We start from the raw sequence: 19,621 nt of genomic DNA, 5'->3' as shown, positions 1-19,621 counted from the left end.
CAAACCAATGTTGCTCGATGTCGACAAGTCTAGAGGTTAACCCCAGTCTACGGATTTACGCTATGCGTATTATATTTACGCTTAACAGATTCAGAGAATGTGACAGGCCACGCTCCTCTACACTTGATTCATTGTGTGCGTCGCCGCACGGCCCTTAACAGGTCGCTGCCGTATTCTCGCACCGGACTAAACGCCTCAGAGAGCGAGCGGATGAGCCAGACACTTTCCCCCACTTCCAACGCCACGGCCGCCAGCGCCGGCGGCTGCCCGTTTCATCAATCGTCGACCTCGTCTGAGGCCAAGGCACCGAATGGTTGCCCGGTCAGCGCCCGCGCGGCCGACTTCGATCCGTTCGAAGACGGCTATCAGCAAGACCCGCCCGAATACGTGCGCTGGGCGCGCGAGCAGGAGCCTGTGTTCTACAGCCCGAAGCTCGGCTACTGGGTCGTGACCCGTTACGACGACATCAAGGCGATCTTCCGCGACAACATCACGTTCAGCCCGTCGATTGCGCTGGAAAAGATCACGCCGACCGGCCCGGAAGCCAACGAGGTGCTCGCCTCCTACGGCTTCGCGCTGAATCGTACGCTGGTGAACGAAGACGAGCCCGCGCACATGCCGCGTCGCCGTGTGCTCATGGAGCCGTTCACGCCTGAGCATCTGAAGCATCACGAGCCGCTGGTGCGCCAGCTCGCGCGCGAATACGTCGACCGCTTCGTGAACGACGGCCGTGCCGATCTGGTCGACCAGATGTTGTGGGAAGTGCCGCTCACGGTGGCGCTGCACTTCCTCGGCGTGCCCGAGGAAGACATGGACAAGCTGCGCGAGTACTCGATCGCGCACACGGTCAACACGTGGGGGCGTCCGAAGCCTGAAGAACAAGTGGCCGTGGCGCATGCCGTGGGCAACTTCTGGCAACTCGCGGGCAAGATTCTCGACAAGATGCGTCAGAACCCGGACGGCCCGGGCTGGATGCAATACGGCATTCGCAAGCAGAAGGACCACCCGGAAGTCGTGACCGACTCCTATCTGCATTCGATGATGATGGCGGGCATCGTGGCCGCGCACGAAACGACGGCGAACGCCACGGCCAACGCGATGAAGCTGCTGCTCTCGCACCCGGACGTCTGGCGCGAGATCTGCGAAGATCCGTCGCTGATTCCGAACGCCGTGGAAGAGTGCCTGCGTCACAACGGTTCGGTGGCGGCATGGCGTCGTCTCGCGACGAAGGACGTCAACATCGGTGGCATCGAGATCGCCGCCGGCTCGAAGCTGCTGATCGTGACGTCGTCGGCCAACCATGACGAAGCGCATTTCGCCGACGCCGACCTGTTCGACATCCGCCGCGAAAACGCCAGCGATCAGCTGACGTTCGGTTATGGCTCGCATCAGTGCATGGGCAAGAACCTCGCGCGCATGGAGATGCAGATCTTCCTGGAAGAGTTCACGCGCCGCCTGCCGCACATGACGCTGGCCGAGCAGAAGTTCACGTACGTGCCGAACACGTCGTTCCGCGGTCCGGAGCATGTCTTTGTGGAATGGGATCCGGCACAGAATCCGGAGCGTCGCGATCCGGCCGTGCTGGAGCGTCATGCGCCGGTGCGCATCGGCGAGCCGTCGGGCCATAGTGTGACGCGCCCGGTGGTGGTCGAGTCGGTCACGCCGGTCGCCGAGGGCATCGTCAAGCTGCGGTTGGTCGCGCCGGACGGCCGCGCCCTGCCGCGCTGGGCACCGGGCTCGCACATCGATATCGAATGCGGCGAGACGGGGCTGTCGCGCCAGTATTCGTTGTGCGGCGACCCGATGGACGCCGCCGCACTGGAGATTGCGGTGCTGCACGAGCCGGAAGGCCGTGGCGGCTCGAACTGGGTTCACACGCAGGTCTCGGTCGGCGACCGTCTGCGCATTCGCGGTCCGCGCAATCACTTCCGTCTGGACGAAACGACGCCGCGCGCGATCTTCGTTGCGGGCGGCATCGGCGTCACCCCGATTGCCGCGATGGCGCGCCGCGCCAAGGCACTGGGCATCGACTACGAGATTCACTACAGCGGCCGCAGCCGTCGCACGATGGCGCTCGTCGACGACTTGCAAGCGCTGCATGGCGACCGTTTGCATCTGTGGGTGAAGGACGAAGGGCAACGCGCGGACTACGCGACGCTGCTGGCGACGCCGCAGGACGGCACGCAGGTCTACGCCTGCGGTCCGGTACGCATGCTCGACGGCCTGGCGCAATGCTGCGCGCACTGGCCAGACGACACGCTGCGCGTCGAACACTTCCAGTCGCAACTGGGCACGCTCGATCCCGAGAAGGAACATGCATTCGAGGTCACGCTGAAGGATTCGGGCATCACGGTGATGGTCCCGGCCGATCAGACATTGCTCACCGCCTTGCGTGCGGCGAACATCGACGTGCAGAGCGACTGCGAGGAAGGCTTGTGCGGTTCGTGCGAAGTGCAGGTGCTGGAGGGGGACGTGGATCACCGCGACGTAGTGCTCACCCGCACGGAGCGCGACGCCAACACGAAGATGATGTCCTGCTGCTCACGCGCCTGCGGCAAAAAGCTGGTGCTGGCACTGTAAGTCGAAGCGAAGGTTGAGAAACAAGCGAAGGGGCGCTGCGGCACCCCTTTCGTTATTGCGGGCTCTGCGGCTTGCGCAACATCGTCATCAGCGACACGAGCGCCAGGATCGCGAAGCCGCACATCACGGTCACGAGCGGGCGAGGCGAACCGTCGTTGAGCAAGCCGAGCAAGCCGCCTGCCGCGAAGCCGAAGCCGTACTGCACGCTGCCGACGAGCGCCGCCGCTGCCCCGGCGCGCGTCGGGTGATTCGCCAGCGCGCCCGCCACCGAATTCGCCGTGATGATGCCGCGCAGCGACATGAACAGGAACAGCATCACCACCATCACCGGCAGCAGTGCGAAGCCCATCCACACCGTGAGACACAGCATCGACGTCACGATTGCACAACCGATGATGCCGATGCGCATCAGCCGGTACGAACCCATCTGTCCCACGCGTCGTGAATTGAACATCGTCATCGCGGCCATACCGACGATGTTGATGCCGAACAACACACCGAAGAACTGTGGCGAGACATGGAAGTACTCCATGTACACGAGCGGCGTGCCGGTGATGTAAGTGAACGACGCCCCGAACACGGCACCGCCCGCCACCATATAGCCGACGAAATGTGCGTCGCGCAGCAAATGCCAGTACGACATGGCGATGGCGCGCGGCCCGCCCGCCTGACGGCCGTTCACGTTGCCCGTCTCCGGCAAACGCCAGAGCGCCATCAACGCGCCCACGCCGAACACCGCGAGAATGCCGAAGATCACTCGCCACGTCGTGAAGCGCAGCATCTGCCCGCCCACCAGCGGCGCAACAATCGGGGCGACGCTCATGACCAACAACATGATCGAGAAGGCGCGCGCGCTGTTACGCGGGCCGTAGACGTCGCGCACGATGGCCTGCGCAATCACCGGCATCGCACAGCCGCCGAGCGCCTGCACGAAGCGCCACATCATCATGTGATCGATGCTGTCGGCGAACGCACAGCCGATGCTGCCGAAGATGTATAGCGCGATCCCCGCCGCCATCGGTTTGCGACGCCCGAAGCGGTCCGCGAGCGGCCCCCAGACCAACTGTCCGAAAGCAAAGCCGAGGAAGAAATACGAGAGCGTCAGTTGCGTAGCCGCGGCGCTCGCCCCCAGTTCGTGACGCATCGTCGGCAGCCCCGGCAGATACATATCCGTCGATGCAGGCGCGATCATCATGAACAGGCCGAGAATGCCCAACAGCACACGCTCGGATGGCAAGGCAGGAGAGAGTTCGGACGTCGAGGTCATTTATCGTTTTGATTATGCTGTGCGACGCCTGACGCATCGCAGGACACGTCGCAAAAACGACGACGCCCGCCATGATACCGCCGGCGGGCGTCGCACTTTCATACTCGATGGTTATCGGACACTTAACGGCTGCTTATGGCGCGACGCGTGTCGCCACGCATGTCGCCGCGACAGCACCGGTGTCCGCCGATCCACAACGCGCCGTGTCGATCAGCTCGCCGTGGCGGCGCGCAGATTGCCACCGTCGCTGCGCTGGGTGCGGGCAATCGCCAGCACGCCGATCAGCGAGACGCATGCCGGCACCGCCGCCGCGAGGAACAGCGACGACGACGACCATTGCAGATGCATCAGCGCGCCGCCCAGCACCGGCCCCAGCACCGAGCCGATCCGGCCGATACCCAGGCTCCAGCCGATGCCCGTCGAGCGCAGCGACGTCGGATAGTAGGTCGCAGCCAGTGCGTTGAGCGCCGGCTGACCGCCGATGATCGAGAAGCCTGCGAAGAAGATCGCCACGAACACCGCCACCATCGACACCATCACCACCGGATTGCCGATGGCCGCCGTGGCCGCAATCGCGATCAGGAACGTCACCGCCAGCACGCTCGTGAAGCCCACGCGGTCGATCACACGTCCGAGCAGCAACGTACCGATCACCCCGCCCGCCCACAAGGCGGTGCCCGCCATCACGGCGACTTGCGTCGAATAGCCGGCATCGCGGATCACCGTGGGCAGCCAGTTCGACAGGAAGTACATATCGAGCAGGTTGGCGAAGTTGATGACCCACAGCAGCATCGTCACGCGTGCACGGCCGTCCTTGAACAGTTCGATGAACGGCACACCCTTGGCCTTTTGCTCGTCGAGGACGAAACGGGCGTCGGCCGGCACGTTCGCGCCAGGCGCGACACGCAGCAACTGCTTGCGAATGCGCGCGTTATCGGTTGGCTTCGTGCCCTTCTTGAACATCAGGAACTGGATCGATTCGGGCAGCGAGACCCACATCAGCAAGCCCAGCACCAGCGGGATGGCCCCGCCGATGTAGAACACCGCGCGCCAGCCCAGATCAGGAATGATGGCGGCCGTAATCAGCCCGCCGACCACACCGCCCAGCGTGAAGCCGCACGACACGATCATCATGAGCGAGACCCGGATGCGACGCGGGCTGTACTCGCCCGCCAGCGCCATGGCGTTCGGCATGATGCAGCCCAGCCCCAGCCCGGCGGCGAAGCGCCAGACGATCAGCTCGGTAATCGAATTCGCAAAGCCGGTGACGATCATGCACACCGAGAAGAACAGCGTCGCACCGATCAGCACAGGACGGCGGCCCAGCTTGTCCGCCAGCGCCGAGAACGTCAGCGAGCCGACCAGCATGCCGAACAACCCAGCGCCGAAGACCGGCGAGAGCGTTTCCTTGGCAATGCCCCACTCGCGAATGACCACCGGCGCAACATAGCCCATGGCCTGAACGTCGAAACCGTCCACGACCAGACACATCGCGCACAGCGCGATCACCCACCACTGATAGCCGCCCAGTCGACTCTCGTCGATCAAAGCGCCCACATTCACATCTGCTGCTTTCATCCTGTCTCCAAACGTTCTCGCAACTTCGTGGTTTTGCGTCCCGGTCGAGTTGCCGGAAAATTACGCTTTGCGGAAGTTTATATCGCGGAACGTAAATCAATGCTCGGTGTAAACACTTAGATTTCCGAGGGTTGCGAGCGGTGTCAGGCGCGCGTCGGATGTCGCCGGAGCGCGCGAGCAATGTCCGTCGCCTTGGCAAACGGTCGTTGGTTTTTGTGGTTTTTCTCCATCTGAACGATGGGAGGACGCCCCGGCGACGCACCGAATGGCTATATGGGACGGGGAATTGGGCGATTCGCGGGCAAAAAGGCGACGAATTGTCGCAGATGTGGTTTTTCTACAGATTTTTTTGACAAAGGTTTACCCGTCTAGGGATTTCCCTGATATAGTTGCACCTGTCTCCTCCACCTCCTCCTGGTGGATTTCACGGCCAGCAACGCGCTGGCCGTTTTTTTTGCCTGTCGTATTCGTAACGTCTTGGGCGCGTCGCGTCAGAGCGCAGGGGCGCTAACGGAACGTAATGCACACGGACAGGCGGCGACGTAGCCGACGCACTTTCCTGCGCTACACTCGACGCCATGAAACTCGCTCCGCTCGCCACCCTGCTTTGTGTTGTGCCGCTTGCCGGCTCGCTTGCCGGCTGTTACGTCGTGCAGTACCCGGGCGGCGCGCTGACGCTCTCCCCAACACCGACGGCACCGCAAGCCATGCGCGCAGCGCCGGGCACCGTCCTCAACGGCGATGTCGCGACAGCACCTGTGCCAACGCCGACCGTTGCATCGACGCCGGTGCGTCCCGCACCTACGCCGACACCCACGTATCCGAAGGGTTCGCCTGTCCCGCCCGACTATGTCCCCGGCAACGGCTCCCCCGTTCCGCCGGACTATCGGCCACCGGTGCAACCGGCGCGTCCCGCAACGTATCCGGCCTATCCGAACGGTTCACCGGTGCCGCCCGACTACGTGCCGCCGCAGACGTCGCAACCGCCGCAGGGCAACGTCGGTTACTCGACGTATTCCGCCTATTCGTCGTATTCGCCCGATCCGGGCTTTGTGCCGTACGCCGCCTACCCTGCCTATCCCGTGTATGCGGCCTATCCCGCGTACACGCCGGTCTACCCGGCCTACCCTGCATATGCGCCATCGCCGTGGCTCAGCAATGTATCGCTCTCGTTTTCATGGGGACGCGGTTGGGGCGGCTGGGGTGGCCGCTGCTGTCATCGCTGGCGCTGAACGGCCGTGGGCCGCTCAGGCAACGCGAGCAGTCGATGCGCGCAGAGGCCGCGCGTCATCGGCGAGTGATGTAGGGATGACGCAAGCCGAGCGGCTTGCGTATCGCAGCGGTCGTCGCGCAGAACCTTGCGCTTAATGCACCGTATTCGGCGCGGTATTGGGCGTCGCACTTTGCGACGCCTCGTTCTCTCTCGCGACGCGATCCTCGATGCGGCATTCGATACGTTTTCGAATCTGTGCGGCCGCATCGGACGCGCAATCCGCGTCGATACTCGAAAACTCGCAACGGCCGATGTAATCGCCTTCGCAATAAGCATCGACCGCGCCGTCAAAGCGTTTGTCGGCACGCGGTGTGATCGCACCCATCAGTTCGAACGGACGTCCTGGCGCCGTATTGCTGACGTAGTGCCACTGGAATTTGAACGAGTCTGTCATATGTCCCCTCTCTCAAGCGACAGCTAAAGGTCTGCCGGCCTGCCAGCCGATGCTGTTTTTTGAGGAATCGTAACATGTTCATCAATTCCGACCGACGTTCGAAAAAAAAAGCGGCTCGCCAGAGCGGCGAGCCGGACAGTCCGTGGAGGTCGGGGGCACATCAGGACCACGGTGATTTCACTTTAGTCCCGAATCGTTGTCGTTATTCTCGGTAATTTGCCTGATACGCGGACCGGAATCCTCAAGTTCGTCCGCCGGCACCGCCTTGCCGAACAACCATCCCTGCCCGATTGCATCGGGGCAAATCGCCAGCATGTAGTCCGCCTGCGCTTGCCTTTCCAATCCTTCCACGATGACCTCGACGCTCAGCAGCTCAGCCATCTTGCAGATCTGGTCGACGATGGCGCTGCTCACCGTATCCGTCCCGATGGCCTGCGTGAACATGCGATCGATCTTCAGCGCGTCGACATTGAGCGTCGACAAGTACGCCAGATTCGAAAACCCGGTGCCGAAATCGTCGATGTGAATCTGATAGCCGTCGACACGCAGCCGGTCGAGCGCTTCGCGAAGACGCGTCATGTTGTCGGTCGAGCGTTCGGTCACCTCCAGCGCAATCTGTGCGCGCGGCACCCGCAGCGACGCGGCCGTATGGTTCAAAAACGTGTGGAAGGTGCTGTCGACGACATCGACGGCCGCGAGATTGATGCTGATGTGGAATTCGGGGTCGGCCAACGCCCGCCCATGCATTTCGATCAGTGCCTGACGCGCGACCTGACGCGTGATCAGACCGATCACGCCGCGCCGTTCGGCAATCGGAATGAACATATCCGGCGAGATCGGATTGCCCGCACTGTCGTTCAGCCGCGCGAGCGCTTCCACGCCAATCATCTTCCCGTCGCGCAGCCTGACCAGCGGCTGATAGACGAGGTGAATCCCCCCCGACTCGGCGGCCTGCTGCGTCACCCAGTCGATAGACGTGCGATAACGCTGGCGCAGACGCCACGACTGCCCCATCGCCCCGCCGGCCACCGCACCGATCGCCAGCGCCAGCAGCAGTCCCCACGGGTTAGTCACGATACGAGATGACGTATAGACCGCCGACGCGCAGACATCCACACTGTTCGAGCACCGCGAGAACTGGCGCAGCGGTCCGATGTCGAGCCAGCGCGACGTCTGGCCCAGCGTAATACGCTGTTGGTCCTGCGCAAGTCCGGCCCGCCAGAAGACGAACCGCATATCGCTCGTCGACGCCACCGACGCGAAGCCCGGCCCCGGCGTCGCCAGCCGCTCGGGCAATACCGGCGGGCTGAAGACGACCACGTCGCCCATGCCCATCGCATTGACCTGCACGCCCGGCGTGACGATGCCCGTGAGCGTATGCCAGAGCTTTACGCCGTTGCGCGTTTCATGGTCGGCGGGCGGCAGTGTCGGCGCGGGGTCGAAGCGTCCCGCGACGGCCGAGCACAGCAGTTGTGAATCGTGAACCCGGGCGATGTCGTGGAAATAGGGACTGCGCATGGCAACACGGCGCAGCGCCAGAATGTCCGCGTCGTTACAGGGCACCGCCCCGCTGTACATCGCGTCGTGCAATGCATTGCGGCTCGACACCGACGCGTCGCTCATAAAGCCCATGATGTCCTGCACATAGGCGCGCAGGCGAAAATCGTCGATGCGCGTCTGCGCGATCTGTCCAATCAGCAGCATGACCAGCATGCCCGCCATTGCGCCGATAAGCACCGGCAACCAGCGGGTCAACCTTCTGAGCATTTGCATGGAGAGGCGTCCACGGTGGTGCCCCGTTGCAGGGCGTGCCAGCAGTGTAGCCTACCGCCGGGCGGACGCATCGGATGGCCATGCAACGCGCCGCCGGACGCCGCTGCATCAGGTCGCGACGCCAGCTCGCCGCTCGCCGCATGAGTGGGACGAATTTGGGTCGACGCGAGAGTAACTTGGCGACTTCTTCCTACCGACCACGAACTCGCCATGACACTCAAATTTCGCCATCCCGCGAACGGCGACGTCATCGAGATTTCGTATCTGTCCTGCATCGCAGCCTTCTTTCTCGGCCCGCTCTACCTGCTGGCGTACGGCTTTACGTGGCATGCGCTGCTCTGGACGGCGCTCGCCATCGGCCCCGCCCTGCTCTGGAATGAATCGCTGCTGGCGCTGTCGCTGCCCGCGACCTGCCTGCTATACGCCGTAATGATTCATCCGCTGCTGACCAGCCGACTGCGTGCGAACGGCTGGGAATCCACCGACGACGACGCGCTGCCGAGCCCGCGCCAACGCGGCTATCACTGAGTCATTCGGCGTCGCCCGCAACGCTCTGCGTCCCCACCTCTGCATCTGCATTTGCCACCGGCATCATCGCAATGAAGCGATCGAGCGCCGCCGAGCCATGGTCTTTGCGATAAGCGAGGCTGATGGGCGCTAGCGGCACTTCACCGCTCGCCGGATCGATAGGCCAGAAGCCCATGCCCGGCGTACGGATCTGGCTCACCGACGCAGGCACCAGCGACACCCCGAAGCCGGCCGCGACCATCGGCACGATCGACGTGATTTGTGGTGCCTCCTGTCCCAGCTTCGGTCGGAAGCCTGCCGCTTCGCATGCGGCCACCGTGCGGTCGTAGAGCGCCGGACTGATGTTGCGCGGCAGCAGAATGAATTCGTCCTGCGCGAGCGCGGCGAGCGGCACCCGCTCACGCGCACACATCGGATGCCCCAGCGGCAGCACCAGCACCATCGGCTCGTCCACGACCGGCACGCTGACGATGCCCGGCGGCACGTCGAACGGCGTGCGCACGAACGCGGCGTCGACCGCGTCGTCGGCCAACGCCGTCAGCAGGCTGGCTGTGTTGCTCTGCTGTGGATGCAACTGCACGTCGGGATAGCGCGCACGGAAGTCGCGAATCCACGCCGGAATCCGTGGCTCGAAATACGTCGCACCGGCAAAACCGATGCGAATGTGCCCGGCTTCGCCCCGTGAGATCTGCTGCATGCGTCGCCGCGTGCGCTCCACGCGCTCGAGAATCTGTCGCGCCTCCGGCAAGAACGCCTCGCCCAACTCCGTCAGCACCACGTCGCGCGGCAGCCGCACGAACAACGGCCCGCCCAGCTCGGCTTCCAGTTGCTTGATCTGCAAGCTCAGCGGCGGTTGCTGGATGCCCACCCGCGCAGCCGCACGTGTGAAATGACGCTCCTCCGCGACTGCAATGAAATATTGCAGATGCCGCAATTCCATGACCGCTCCTCCGTCAGCCCGATGCCGTATGGCTTCGCATCGCCAATACATTAAAAGTATGGAAACTTTGTGTTCAATATATTGGAAATGTGATCGATGGGTCAATACACTTCGAGTCAAGCGCAGACCGGCATATCCATCGCGGGCGCGCCACGAATCCAAGAGATTCGAATAAGAGACGAGAAGAGACGAGGAGCCTCACGATGTTTGAAGACCGCATTCGCCTGGCGTCGCTGCGCGACCGGGTGATGACTGCCGACGATGCTGCCAAGCTCGTGGGCGACGGCATGGTGGTCGGTATGAGCGGGTTCACCCGCGCCGGCGACGCCAAGGACATGCCGATTGCGCTGGCCCGCCGAGCGAAAGCCAACCCGATGAAGATCACGCTGATCACCGGGGCGTCGCTGGGGCATGACTCCGACAAAACCCTCACGGAAGCCGGCGTGCTCGCCAAGCGGCTGCCGTTTCAGGTCGACACGACGTTGCGCAGCGCGATCAATCGCGGCGAGGTGATGTTCGTCGACCAGCATCTCTCCGAGACGGTCGAATTCCTGCGCACCGGTCAGTTCGGCAAGCTGGACGTCGCGGTGATCGAAGCGGTCGCCATCACGGAAGACGGCGGCCTCGTGCCGAGTTCGTCGGTCGGCAATTCGGCGAGCTTCGCGATCCTCGCGGAAAAGGTGATCGTGGAGATCAACCTCGCGCAGCCGCTCGCCTTCGAAGGCATGCACGACATCTGGATTCCGGGCCAGCGCCCGCATCGCGCGCCGCTGCCGATCGTGGACGTGCGCGACCGCGTGGGCACGAACGTCGTCAAGATCGCGCCGGAGAAGATCGCGGCCATCGTCATCACCGACACGCCTGACAGCGCCTCGAACGCGCTGCCGCCGGACGCCGACACGCAGCGCATCGCCGGCCACCTCATCGAGTTCTTCCAGCACGAAGTCTCGCGTGGACGCCTGCCGCGCACGTTGCCCGCCATTCAGTCGGGCATCGGCACCATCGCGAACGCCGTGCTCAGCGGCTTCATCGAATCGCCGTTCGAAGACCTGACGATGTACTCGGAAGTGCTTCAGGACTCCACGTTCGATCTGATGGACTCGGGCAAGATGGTGTTCGCTTCGGGCTCGTCGATCACGGTTTCGCAGGCGGTGCAGGATCGCGTGTTCAAGCATCTGGAGCGTTATCGCGACAAGCTCGTGCTGCGTCCGCAAGAGGTCAGCAACCATCCGGAAGTGATTCGTCGTCTGGGCCTGATCGCGCTCAATACCGCGCTGGAAGTGGACATCTACGGCAACGTCAATTCGACGCACGTGGGCGGTACGCACATGATGAACGGCATCGGCGGCTCGGGCGATTTCGCCCGCAACGCGCGCATGGCGATCTTCGCGACGAAGTCGATTGCCAAGGACGGCAAGATTTCGAGCATCGTCCCGATGGTCCCGCACGTCGATCACAACGAGCACGACGTGGACATCATCGTGACGGAACAGGGACTGGCCGATCTGCGCACCCTCGCCCCGCGCGAGCGCGTGAATCTGGTCATCGACAATTGCGCGCACCCGAGCTACCGAGAAGTGCTGCGCGACTACTATCGCGACGCCCAACGCTATGGCGGGCAGACGCCGCACGCCCTTGAGCGCGCATTCGATCTGCACGTCAACTTGCGCGATCGCGGGTCGATGCTGACGGGGAAATAACTTTCGCGGACATCGGTGCCGGACGCCATCGCCGGGGGGCGGGCGGACGGATGCCGATTGGCCGGCATCGACCTTACGTGTCGGTGCCGAGAAGAACGTGAGACGCATGCGGTCTCATGGGCCGGACGCTGGTGAGAGCGTTCCGGCATTCACGGCTCGCCGGCGTGCGCGGGCGAGCCGTTTTTTACGACGTGGCGGGTGCGCCTGGGTTGCGACACACCGGGACACGCTGAGACTCAGGCGGAAATCCGTTGCACCGCCTGCCCCTGATTGGCCGCGCCGTCGATACGGAAGATCGACACCAGTTCGCGCAGGCCGCTCGACTGCGCTGCCATCGACTGAGCGGCCGCAGAGGCTTCCTCGACCAGCGCAGCGTTCTGCTGCGTGACGGTATCCATCTGCATGACAGCCTGATTCACCTGCTCGATGCCCGTGCGCTGCTCGGTCGACGCGGCAGCAATCTCCGCCATCAGATCGGTCACGCGTTTGACGGCGTGCACCACTTCGTCCATCGTGTTGCCCGCTTCGGCGACGAGCTTCGCGCCGTCGCTCACCTGACGCGTCGACGCATCGATCAGCTCCTTGATTTCCTTCGCAGCGTTCGCACTGCGCTGCGCCAGCGTACGCACTTCGCCGGCGACCACGGCGAATCCGCGTCCCTGCTCGCCCGCGCGCGCCGCTTCGACCGCCGCGTTGAGCGCGAGGATGTTGGTCTGGAACGCAATGCCTTCGATCACGCTCGTGATGTCCCCAACGCGCGCCGAGCCGTCCGAAATTTCGCGCATCGTCTCAACGACCTGACGCACGACTTCCCCGCCGCGCTGTGCGATTTGCGAGGCGTTCGATGCCAGCACATTGCCCTGCTCCGCGTTGTCGGCATTCTGTTTGACGGTCGTCGTCAGCTCTTCCATGCTCGCCGCCGTTTCTTCCAGCGACGCAGCTTGCTGCTCCGTGCGCGACGACAGATCGGTGTTGCCGGCCGCGATCTGCGCCGAACCGGTCGCGATGCTTTCGCTCGTGTTGCGCACCTGCCCCACGACCTGCGCGAGCTTGGTGTTCATGTCCCCCAGCGAGCCGAGCAGGAGTGCCAGTTCGTCCTGACCCTGTACGTCAATGCGCGAGCTGAGATCACCACGCGCAACCGTCTGTGCGATCTCCACACAGCGGCCGATCGGTCCCGTGATGGAGCGTGTGATGAGCCATGCCGTGAATGTCGCCACGGCCAGCGCAAGAAGAATCAGCACAACAGTGGCGATGAAAGCGGCGTGATAGTTGGCGGCCGCGACGTCCGTCGCACCGACGGCACCCGCGCGGTTCACGGCGACGTGCTCGGCCAGCCGGTCGCTGAGCGTTGCGAAGCTCTTGACGGCCTCCGTCATGACGATAGTGCGGGCTTGCGTCTTGGCCTCGTCGTCGCCCTGCTCCAGCGCGGCGACACGATTGTCCAGGGCCAGATAGTCGGCCCAGGCGGCCTTCACTGCGTCGTAGGCACGACGGTCTTCGCTCGACGCCACCATCTGGTTATAGCTGTCGAGCGTCTTGTTCATCAGCTCGATAGACGCCAGACGTTTGGCCTCTTCGTCCTTGCGCGTGATGTCGACGGTTGTCAGAAGCGTGGCGAGCGTCGCGCGCCGCGCCGCGTTGGCGGCCACTTGCGCGGTGCCGAGCGTCTGCACGCTGGGCAGCCAGTTGTCGGCCAGATCGCGTGTTCCCCCGTAAATGCGCGACGCCTGATAGACAGCCATGCCGCCCACGATACACAAGAGAATCAGCGTGATGGCGAACCCGACGGTCAGCCGTGTGCCGATTTTGAGACTACCCAAGAACTTCATGCCCGCTCCATATGCGACAAAACGATAACAATCGCATGCGATAACGGGCGACCATTCATTAAACTTGAGCCAATAAACCCCTGATTCTCACGTGATGGCTTTCAAAGCATTGCGAATGACGAAAATCGAAACTGTTTTTTCATTCTCATTTCGTCTGCTTTGATTAATAAACCGATCTCCATCAAAATATTATTAAATATTCATTGCCATATATTTAATGATCTATCGAATCACCGACTCGCGCCATCGAAGGGCGTCGGGTGGACGGTATCGAGATCGATGTCGTCGATGCAGCGCACATTCACGGCGGCCATTTTGGCGCCGTCCGGCATTTGTCCGAAGGCAAACGCTTCGACGCCGCAATTCGGACAGAACTGGTGACGAATGACGTGCTTATTGAAAAGATATTCGCGCGCCTTTCCTTCGCCAGCCGTTTGTGAAAACTCTGCAATCGGCGTGAAAGCGAGAATCAATCCGCGCTTTTTACAGATGGAACAATTGCACGTAATTGTTTTGGACAAATCAATATTCGCGGTAAAGCGAAGATCGCCGCAATGACAGCCGCCTGAGTATTGCTGATTCGCCATGACGTCTCTCCTTCGAGTTAAGGAAAACGTTACCGGCGGGAATTTGGGATGGGAGAAATTTCGGGAAGTGCCCGCCGGAATGCGCTCTATTGTGCGGCAAATTCCGGCGGGCGGGCAGCGTCCGGCGACAGTGCGCCAGCGTGCCTAAGGTGAAGCGGTCAAGCGATGTCAGCGAACCCGCTGACAGATTTACGCCGCGAGTGCCGGTTCGTCGCGCGAACCGTGCCCGCCCTGCGGCGAGTGCATCACGGTGACCCCGTGACGGCTGTGCTCGCGAAGCTGGAACAGCGCCACGGTGTCGGCGAGGTTGCGTGCCTGCTCGCTGAGCATCGCGGACGCCGCTGCCGATTCCTCCACCAGTGCCGCGTTCTGTTGCGTCGACTGATCCATTTCGGCCACGCTACGGTCGATCTGGCTGATACCCGTGCTCTGCTCCGTCACCGCCGAGTGAATCTCGCCAATCAAACGGCGCACGCGGGAAATCCCGTCGACGATCTCGCCCATCGTGTCGCCCGCCGCCTGCACGCGTTGCGTGCCGCTCTTGACGTTCTGCACCGAGGCTTCGATGAGCGTCTTGATTTCCTGGGCGGCTGCGGCACTGCGTTGGGCCAGGGTGCGCACTTCACCGGCCACGACTGCGAAGCCACGTCCCTGCTCACCCGCACGCGCGGCTTCCACCGCGGCGTTGAGCGCCAGGATGTTGGTCTGGAAGGCAATGCCGTCGATTACGCCGATGATCTCGGTAATCCGTTCCGACGACTTGGCAATTTCGCTCATCGTGGTGACAGCGCCGGTCACGACTTCGCCACCGCGTGCAGCGGCATCGCTGGCGTCGCCCGCCAGACGCGTGGCATGTTCGGCAGCCTCGGCCGTCTGCTTGACGCTAGCCGTCAACTCGGTGAGCGCCGCCGACGTCTCCTGCAACGTACCGGCCGAAGACTCGGTACGTTGGGACAGATCGCGGTTGCCCATTTCGATCTCGCTGGTCGCGGAGGTCATGCCGTGAACGCCGGAGCGCACGTCGAGCATCACGGTGCTGATCTTGTCGACGAACGCGTTGAACGACTTCGAGATCTGCGCGACCTCGTCGTGACCGACGACATCCAGACGACGCGTCAGATCGCCACCGCCGGAGCCGATGGTATCCATGGCATTTCGCACTTGCGACAGACGACGGAACGCTTGCGACGTGAAGAAGCTCGCGATACCGATGGCGCACAACGTCAGCACGATCAGCGAGATGACCGTGCCGCTGAGCACGCGCGAGAGGCCGGCGGTGGCTTCCGCCTTGTCCAGCGCCACGACGAAAAGCCAGTCGGTGCCCGGCACCGGTTGCGTTTTGACAAGCTTCGCCGCACCGCCAAGCTCGACTTCCGTCGGCTCGGCAGCGTGCTCCATCTTGACGAGCGCGTCGGGCGTGAGCGCCGAGGCAAGGTCGCTCGACTGCTTGAGCATGAGCTTTTCGTCGGGGTGTGCGATGACGAGACCGTCGCGCGAGACCACGAACGCGAGGCTCGACGGTGTGGGGTGCACGGCCTTGACGACGTCCTGCACGGCGTCGAGCGGCACGGCCCCGCTCACGGCGCCGAGCGTCTGTCCGTCACGCAGAATCGGCGCGGCGAACGACACGTAAAGCTTGCCCGAGGCGATATCGGCGTACGGCTTGACGACGGTCAGCTTGCCGGCCGCAGTCGCGCCCTTGTACCAGGGGCGTGCGGTCGGGTCGTAGTCGGGCGGCGTGGGGCCGCTGGAGAAGTACGACTTGTCGCTCCAGCCGATGCTGGAGATCGGGAAGCCATTGGTCGCGCCGAGCAGCTTCGTGAGGGCCACACCCTGCTCGCCCTTTTCGACGGCTGCGGCGGTGCCGACGACCGACTGGCCCTTGGCGGCCGCCCAGCGTTCCACCGCGAGCGTGTTGCCCCGTGCGACCGCGTCGAGCGTGTTGGAGATGGTGGACATCATGCTGTCGCGCACGATGATGTAAGTGGTAATGCCGGAGAGGATCAGTGCACCAATGACGGTGGCACACGCGATCAGAATGATGCGTGTTCTAAGCGAAGATACTGTCATGCTGTCGAGGCAGGCCTGCGGCTAGGGGGGTCGAAAGACAAGAGACCGGCACCCAGGCTACCGGCTCCACGAGGTGGGAGGTTCCACCTCGGAAATTACGGCAGTCGCAGAGAAAACTTTAGGTATTAACCCGAATCACCGGCTACATTTCGGCCTATCGTTACGGATGGCGAAACGTCAGGGATACGAATGGATACCCAGGGTGTCGTATGCCCGAGGCGGACGGCGCGCAGTGAGCGCCGCCCGCTCCCTCGATTCAGGCGCTCAGAAATCCCAGATCACAGGCACCCAGCGGTAGGCGTCGCCGTTGCGTGCGATGCGGCCGAGCGACGGGAACGGCAGGTGGGCCGCCACCAGCAGGCCTCGGTTCTGTGCGAGCTCTTCGAAGAGTCCGATGCGAACGCGCGTCGACTCTTCGGGATCGTGTTCGAAACCGTTCTGCCAGTCGGGATGGTCGAAGCCGACCGGGAACATGGCGTCCCCGGCGAACGTCAGGCGCTCGTCCCCCGAGACAAGATCGACCACACTGTGCCCCGGCGTATGGCCGCCCGTGATGCGAACGGTCACGCCCGGCGCGACCTCGCGCGAATGCTCGAACGTCTGCAACTGCTCGCGATACGCGTTGTAGAACGCGGTCGCTGTCGTGCGGAGTACGGGCGGGACCGGTGTGGGCATGACCGTGTGCGAAAAGTCGGGCGACGTCCAGAACGCGACTTCGGTCTCAGACACGTGGATACGAACGTCCGGGCGCAGGCGCGACTTGACCTCGGGGACCAGCAGACCGCCCACGTGATCCATGTGCATGTGGGTCACGATAATGTCCGTGATCGATTCCAGCGCGATGCCGGCCGCCTGAAGTCGTTGCGGGAACAGGCCCGCGCGTGGGAAGCCGGGAAACTGACCGCCCAGACCGGCGTCGATCAGGATAGTCTGGCTACCGCTGCGAACCGCCATTACATTGAGCGGCCAGTCGAAGGCGTCCGGCGGCATGCACATGTCGTCGAGCCACGCCGCCAGATCGGACGGCGCAACGTTGGTGGCCATCGTCGCGGTCGGCAACGGCAGCACGCCGTCGCTGATCACCATCGCTTCGATGTCCCCGATGCGCAGCGCATAGCGGGAGGGCACCAGATCGACGGGCCGGTTGTCGCTGGCGAATAAGGTGTTGTCTGTCGCGGTCATCGTGAATCTCCTCAAGCGTGGCCGGTTCTCGGCCGGATTCTGGGGGGGGGAAATGCCGTGAGGCGACTGCATCGTAGGTGCGGCTCCACGATGGCGGTAGATGGACGGGAGGAAGCGCGTTGTTGTGCTTCACGCACCAATGCGCGCCGATGCGTGCGACTGCCCGTCCGTCGGCGCGGGCCATATTGTTGTCTTTCAGGCAACACCGTGCGTCCTTGTCGAGGAGGCGTGCGGTGGGGCAAAATGGACCGCCCGACGCTTTGCCACTCGCGCTTTCCCTCCCCTCATGACCGCTCCCGACTCCGTCTCCGACCACAACCCGCTGTTGCTATTCGAACGCCATCGCCCCCGGCTGTACGCGATCGCCTATCGCATGCTGGGTGCCGTTGCCGAGGCCGAAGACGTGGTGCAGGAAGCCTGGTTGCGCTGGAACGCTGCCGAGCGCGAGAGCATCGAGACTCCGGAGGCGTGGCTCGTGACCATCACGACGCGCCTGTCCATCGACCGCCTGCGGGCCGCGAAGGCGGAGCGCGAGCACTACACCGGTGTCTGGCTGCCGGAGCCGATGCTGATGGCGGCCCCTGCGACGCCCGAGCAGGCACACGAGTTGGCCGACGACGTTTCGGTCGCGTTCCTGTACATGCTCGAACGCCTCTCGCCCGATGCCCGTGCGGCATTCCTGATGCGAGACGTCTTTGACGCCGACTATGACGACATCGCACAGACATTGGGGAAGACGCCGGCGGCGGTGCGTCAACTCGTGCGTCGCGCAAGACAGCAACTGCGCGACGGCACGCCGCGCGACGCGGTGCCACGCGCCACCCTGCACCGTCTGCTGCTGGCATTTTCCGACGCGATGCAACGCAGCGATTTCCACGGCTTGCATGCGCTGCTCAGCGACGATGCCGAACTCGTAGGCGACGGCGGCGGCAAGGTCAACGCCTTCGGCAGCCTGGTCGGCGGCAAGCGTCTGGCGCAACTGTTCTACGCGGGCACGCTCCGGTTCCGCGACGCGATGCGCACCGAAGTGGTCCAGATCAACGGTCAGTGGGCGCTGCTGCGTTTCATCGACGGCGAACTGGAATCCGCACAGTCTTACGAGACCGACGGCGAACGTCTCACGCGCATTCTGGTGCAGCGCAATCCCGACAAGCTCGAACGCATCGCCGCCGCTATCGTCAATCGGTGATGCACTGAAGCAAGCCCACTGGCTTGGCGGCTTTGGTGCGTGACAGGCAACATGGCGATCCCCTGCGCGGCGCTACCGCCGCGCGGCATGCCCTCATACGATAAGGACCTCCCCCCTTGCCGAGGACAAGCCATGTTGAAGATCACGAAACGCACTACGGTCACCACGCTCGCCAGACTTACGACGAGTGCCTTAACGCTTGCCGTCACCGGCACCTTGCTCGGCCCGGTCGCATACGCAGCGCCACCGCAGCCCATCGTGTCGGAACTGATGGAGAAAGCTTTGCCGGATATTCCCGGCAAGGACGCACTGATGCTGACCGTCGACTATCCGCCCGGTGCGCAGGACCCGGTGCATCGCCACAATGCCTATGGCTTCGTGTACGTGCTCGAAGGCAGTATCGTCATGCAAGTCAAAGGCGGTAAAGAAGTCACGCTCACGGCCGGTCAGACGTTCTACGAAGGCCCCGAAGACGTTCACACGGTCGGACGCAACGCCAGCAAGACGAAACCCGCCAAGTTTCTGGTCATGCTCATCAAGCAACAAGGCGCGCCAGCGCTGATTCCGGTCAAATGATCACGACGCGCTGAACTGCCGCGCGCTACCCCGAACCTCCTGCGCTTCCCCGTGCGCCCTCCCCGGCGCGCTTCAAAGCTGGTCTTTCCCCTGGAAGGCCAGCTTTTTTTGCGTTCGATGTCACAGAACGTATCGCCCGGCCGTCTTATCAG

The 19,621-nt window shown here is 63.3% G+C and carries 15 protein-coding genes; 6 read left to right on the top strand and 9 right to left on the bottom strand.

Translation table 11 applies throughout. From position 1 onward, the window contains the following. The first annotated feature begins 210 nt into the window (after positions 1-210). The gene (locus PAQ31011_RS24350; protein WP_150578240.1) at positions 211-2,580 is read left to right on the top strand and encodes a cytochrome P450/oxidoreductase; all 2,370 of its coding nucleotides are present in this window, start codon (positions 211-213) and stop codon (positions 2,578-2,580) included. A 52-nt stretch (positions 2,581-2,632) separates the two neighbouring features. Here the strand turns inward: PAQ31011_RS24350 and PAQ31011_RS24345 are convergent, their stop codons facing one another. Both PAQ31011_RS24345 and PAQ31011_RS24340 read right to left on the bottom strand, forming a co-directional pair. After that, positions 2,633-3,847, bottom strand: coding sequence for a multidrug effflux MFS transporter (locus PAQ31011_RS24345; protein WP_150578239.1), 1,215 nt, complete (start codon positions 3,845-3,847; stop codon positions 2,633-2,635). A gap of 210 nt (positions 3,848-4,057) precedes the next feature. Further along, positions 4,058-5,425, bottom strand: coding sequence for an MFS transporter (locus PAQ31011_RS24340; RefSeq protein WP_150578238.1), 1,368 nt, complete (start codon positions 5,423-5,425; stop codon positions 4,058-4,060). A 578-nt stretch (positions 5,426-6,003) separates the two neighbouring features. On the opposite strand from PAQ31011_RS24340, the gene PAQ31011_RS24335 reads away from it, so the two are divergent. Continuing rightward, positions 6,004-6,657 (top strand): hypothetical protein, encoded by a 654-nt coding sequence (locus PAQ31011_RS24335; protein WP_150578237.1) that lies wholly within the window; start codon positions 6,004-6,006, stop codon positions 6,655-6,657. A 132-nt stretch (positions 6,658-6,789) separates the two neighbouring features. Here PAQ31011_RS24335 and PAQ31011_RS24330 read toward each other — a convergent pair whose 3' ends face one another. Both PAQ31011_RS24330 and PAQ31011_RS24325 read right to left on the bottom strand, forming a co-directional pair. After that, the gene (locus tag PAQ31011_RS24330) at positions 6,790-7,092 is read right to left on the bottom strand and encodes a hypothetical protein (RefSeq protein ID WP_150578236.1); all 303 of its coding nucleotides are present in this window, start codon (positions 7,090-7,092) and stop codon (positions 6,790-6,792) included. A 177-nt stretch (positions 7,093-7,269) separates the two neighbouring features. Beyond that, a complete protein-coding gene (locus PAQ31011_RS24325; protein WP_150578235.1) occupies positions 7,270-8,865 on the bottom strand; it encodes an EAL domain-containing protein in 1,596 nt (531 codons plus the stop codon). Between the two features lie 210 nt (positions 8,866-9,075). Here PAQ31011_RS24325 and PAQ31011_RS24320 point away from each other — a divergent pair, with 210 nt between their 5' ends. Further along, positions 9,076-9,393 carry a hypothetical protein gene (locus PAQ31011_RS24320; RefSeq protein WP_150578234.1) on the top strand — a complete coding sequence of 106 codons (318 nt, stop codon included), beginning with the start codon at positions 9,076-9,078 and terminating at the stop codon, positions 9,391-9,393. Between the two features lies 1 nt (position 9,394). Here the strand turns inward: PAQ31011_RS24320 and PAQ31011_RS24315 are convergent, their stop codons facing one another. Next, on the bottom strand, positions 9,395-10,333 hold the full coding sequence (locus PAQ31011_RS24315; protein ID WP_150578233.1) for a LysR family transcriptional regulator: 939 nt from the start codon (positions 10,331-10,333) through the stop codon (positions 9,395-9,397). 203 nt (positions 10,334-10,536) lie between these two features. Here PAQ31011_RS24315 and scpC point away from each other — a divergent pair, with 203 nt between their 5' ends. Further along, the gene (gene scpC / locus PAQ31011_RS24310) at positions 10,537-12,033 is read left to right on the top strand and encodes a succinyl-CoA:acetate CoA-transferase ScpC (protein ID WP_150578232.1); all 1,497 of its coding nucleotides are present in this window, start codon (positions 10,537-10,539) and stop codon (positions 12,031-12,033) included. Positions 12,034-12,269: 236 nt separating this feature from the next. Here the strand turns inward: scpC and PAQ31011_RS24305 are convergent, their stop codons facing one another. The 4 genes from PAQ31011_RS24305 to PAQ31011_RS24290 all read right to left on the bottom strand — a co-directional run bounded on the left by PAQ31011_RS24305 (position 12,270) and on the right by PAQ31011_RS24290 (position 17,704). Beyond that, positions 12,270-13,865, bottom strand: coding sequence for a methyl-accepting chemotaxis protein (locus tag PAQ31011_RS24305; RefSeq protein WP_174990253.1), 1,596 nt, complete (start codon positions 13,863-13,865; stop codon positions 12,270-12,272). Between the two features lie 230 nt (positions 13,866-14,095). Next, positions 14,096-14,452 carry a GFA family protein gene (locus tag PAQ31011_RS24300; protein WP_150578231.1) on the bottom strand — a complete coding sequence of 119 codons (357 nt, stop codon included), beginning with the start codon at positions 14,450-14,452 and terminating at the stop codon, positions 14,096-14,098. Positions 14,453-14,641: 189 nt separating this feature from the next. After that, positions 14,642-16,522 carry a methyl-accepting chemotaxis protein gene (locus PAQ31011_RS24295; protein ID WP_150578230.1) on the bottom strand — a complete coding sequence of 627 codons (1,881 nt, stop codon included), beginning with the start codon at positions 16,520-16,522 and terminating at the stop codon, positions 14,642-14,644. 264 nt (positions 16,523-16,786) lie between these two features. Then, entirely contained in the window at positions 16,787-17,704 is a 918-nt protein-coding gene (locus PAQ31011_RS24290; protein ID WP_150578229.1) for an MBL fold metallo-hydrolase, read from the bottom strand. A gap of 286 nt (positions 17,705-17,990) precedes the next feature. Between PAQ31011_RS24290 and PAQ31011_RS24285 the strand changes: the two genes are divergently transcribed. Both PAQ31011_RS24285 and PAQ31011_RS24280 read left to right on the top strand, forming a co-directional pair. Continuing rightward, positions 17,991-18,893 carry an RNA polymerase sigma-70 factor gene (locus tag PAQ31011_RS24285; RefSeq protein ID WP_150578228.1) on the top strand — a complete coding sequence of 301 codons (903 nt, stop codon included), beginning with the start codon at positions 17,991-17,993 and terminating at the stop codon, positions 18,891-18,893. 132 nt (positions 18,894-19,025) lie between these two features. Further along, a complete protein-coding gene (locus PAQ31011_RS24280; protein ID WP_150578227.1) occupies positions 19,026-19,469 on the top strand; it encodes a cupin domain-containing protein in 444 nt (147 codons plus the stop codon). Positions 19,470-19,621: the final 152 nt, after the last annotated feature.

It is taken from the genome of Pandoraea aquatica, assembly GCF_902459565.1.
GTDB lineage: Bacteria > Pseudomonadota > Gammaproteobacteria > Burkholderiales > Burkholderiaceae > Pandoraea > Pandoraea aquatica.
Note: the sequence above shows the minus strand (reverse complement) of the source record. Positions and strands in the feature narration are given on the sequence as shown.

Excerpts from the sequence above, each read along its gene's own strand:
- PAQ31011_RS24350 (WP_150578240.1), top strand. The coding sequence starts at position 211 with ATGAGCCAGACACTTTCCCCCACTTCCAACGCCACGGCCGCCAGCGCC.
- PAQ31011_RS24345 (WP_150578239.1), bottom strand. The coding sequence starts at position 3,847 with ATGACCTCGACGTCCGAACTCTCTCCTGCCTTGCCATCCGAGCGTGTG.
- PAQ31011_RS24340 (WP_150578238.1), bottom strand. The coding sequence starts at position 5,425 with ATGAAAGCAGCAGATGTGAATGTGGGCGCTTTGATCGACGAGAGTCGA.
- PAQ31011_RS24335 (WP_150578237.1), top strand. The coding sequence starts at position 6,004 with ATGAAACTCGCTCCGCTCGCCACCCTGCTTTGTGTTGTGCCGCTTGCC.
- PAQ31011_RS24330 (WP_150578236.1), bottom strand. The coding sequence starts at position 7,092 with ATGACAGACTCGTTCAAATTCCAGTGGCACTACGTCAGCAATACGGCG.
- PAQ31011_RS24325 (WP_150578235.1), bottom strand. The coding sequence starts at position 8,865 with ATGCAAATGCTCAGAAGGTTGACCCGCTGGTTGCCGGTGCTTATCGGC.
- PAQ31011_RS24320 (WP_150578234.1), top strand. The coding sequence starts at position 9,076 with ATGACACTCAAATTTCGCCATCCCGCGAACGGCGACGTCATCGAGATT.
- PAQ31011_RS24315 (WP_150578233.1), bottom strand. The coding sequence starts at position 10,333 with ATGGAATTGCGGCATCTGCAATATTTCATTGCAGTCGCGGAGGAGCGT.
- scpC (WP_150578232.1), top strand. The coding sequence starts at position 10,537 with ATGTTTGAAGACCGCATTCGCCTGGCGTCGCTGCGCGACCGGGTGATG.
- PAQ31011_RS24305 (WP_174990253.1), bottom strand. The coding sequence starts at position 13,865 with ATGAAGTTCTTGGGTAGTCTCAAAATCGGCACACGGCTGACCGTCGGG.
- PAQ31011_RS24300 (WP_150578231.1), bottom strand. The coding sequence starts at position 14,452 with ATGGCGAATCAGCAATACTCAGGCGGCTGTCATTGCGGCGATCTTCGC.
- PAQ31011_RS24295 (WP_150578230.1), bottom strand. The coding sequence starts at position 16,522 with ATGACAGTATCTTCGCTTAGAACACGCATCATTCTGATCGCGTGTGCC.
- PAQ31011_RS24290 (WP_150578229.1), bottom strand. The coding sequence starts at position 17,704 with ATGACCGCGACAGACAACACCTTATTCGCCAGCGACAACCGGCCCGTC.
- PAQ31011_RS24285 (WP_150578228.1), top strand. The coding sequence starts at position 17,991 with ATGACCGCTCCCGACTCCGTCTCCGACCACAACCCGCTGTTGCTATTC.
- PAQ31011_RS24280 (WP_150578227.1), top strand. The coding sequence starts at position 19,026 with ATGTTGAAGATCACGAAACGCACTACGGTCACCACGCTCGCCAGACTT.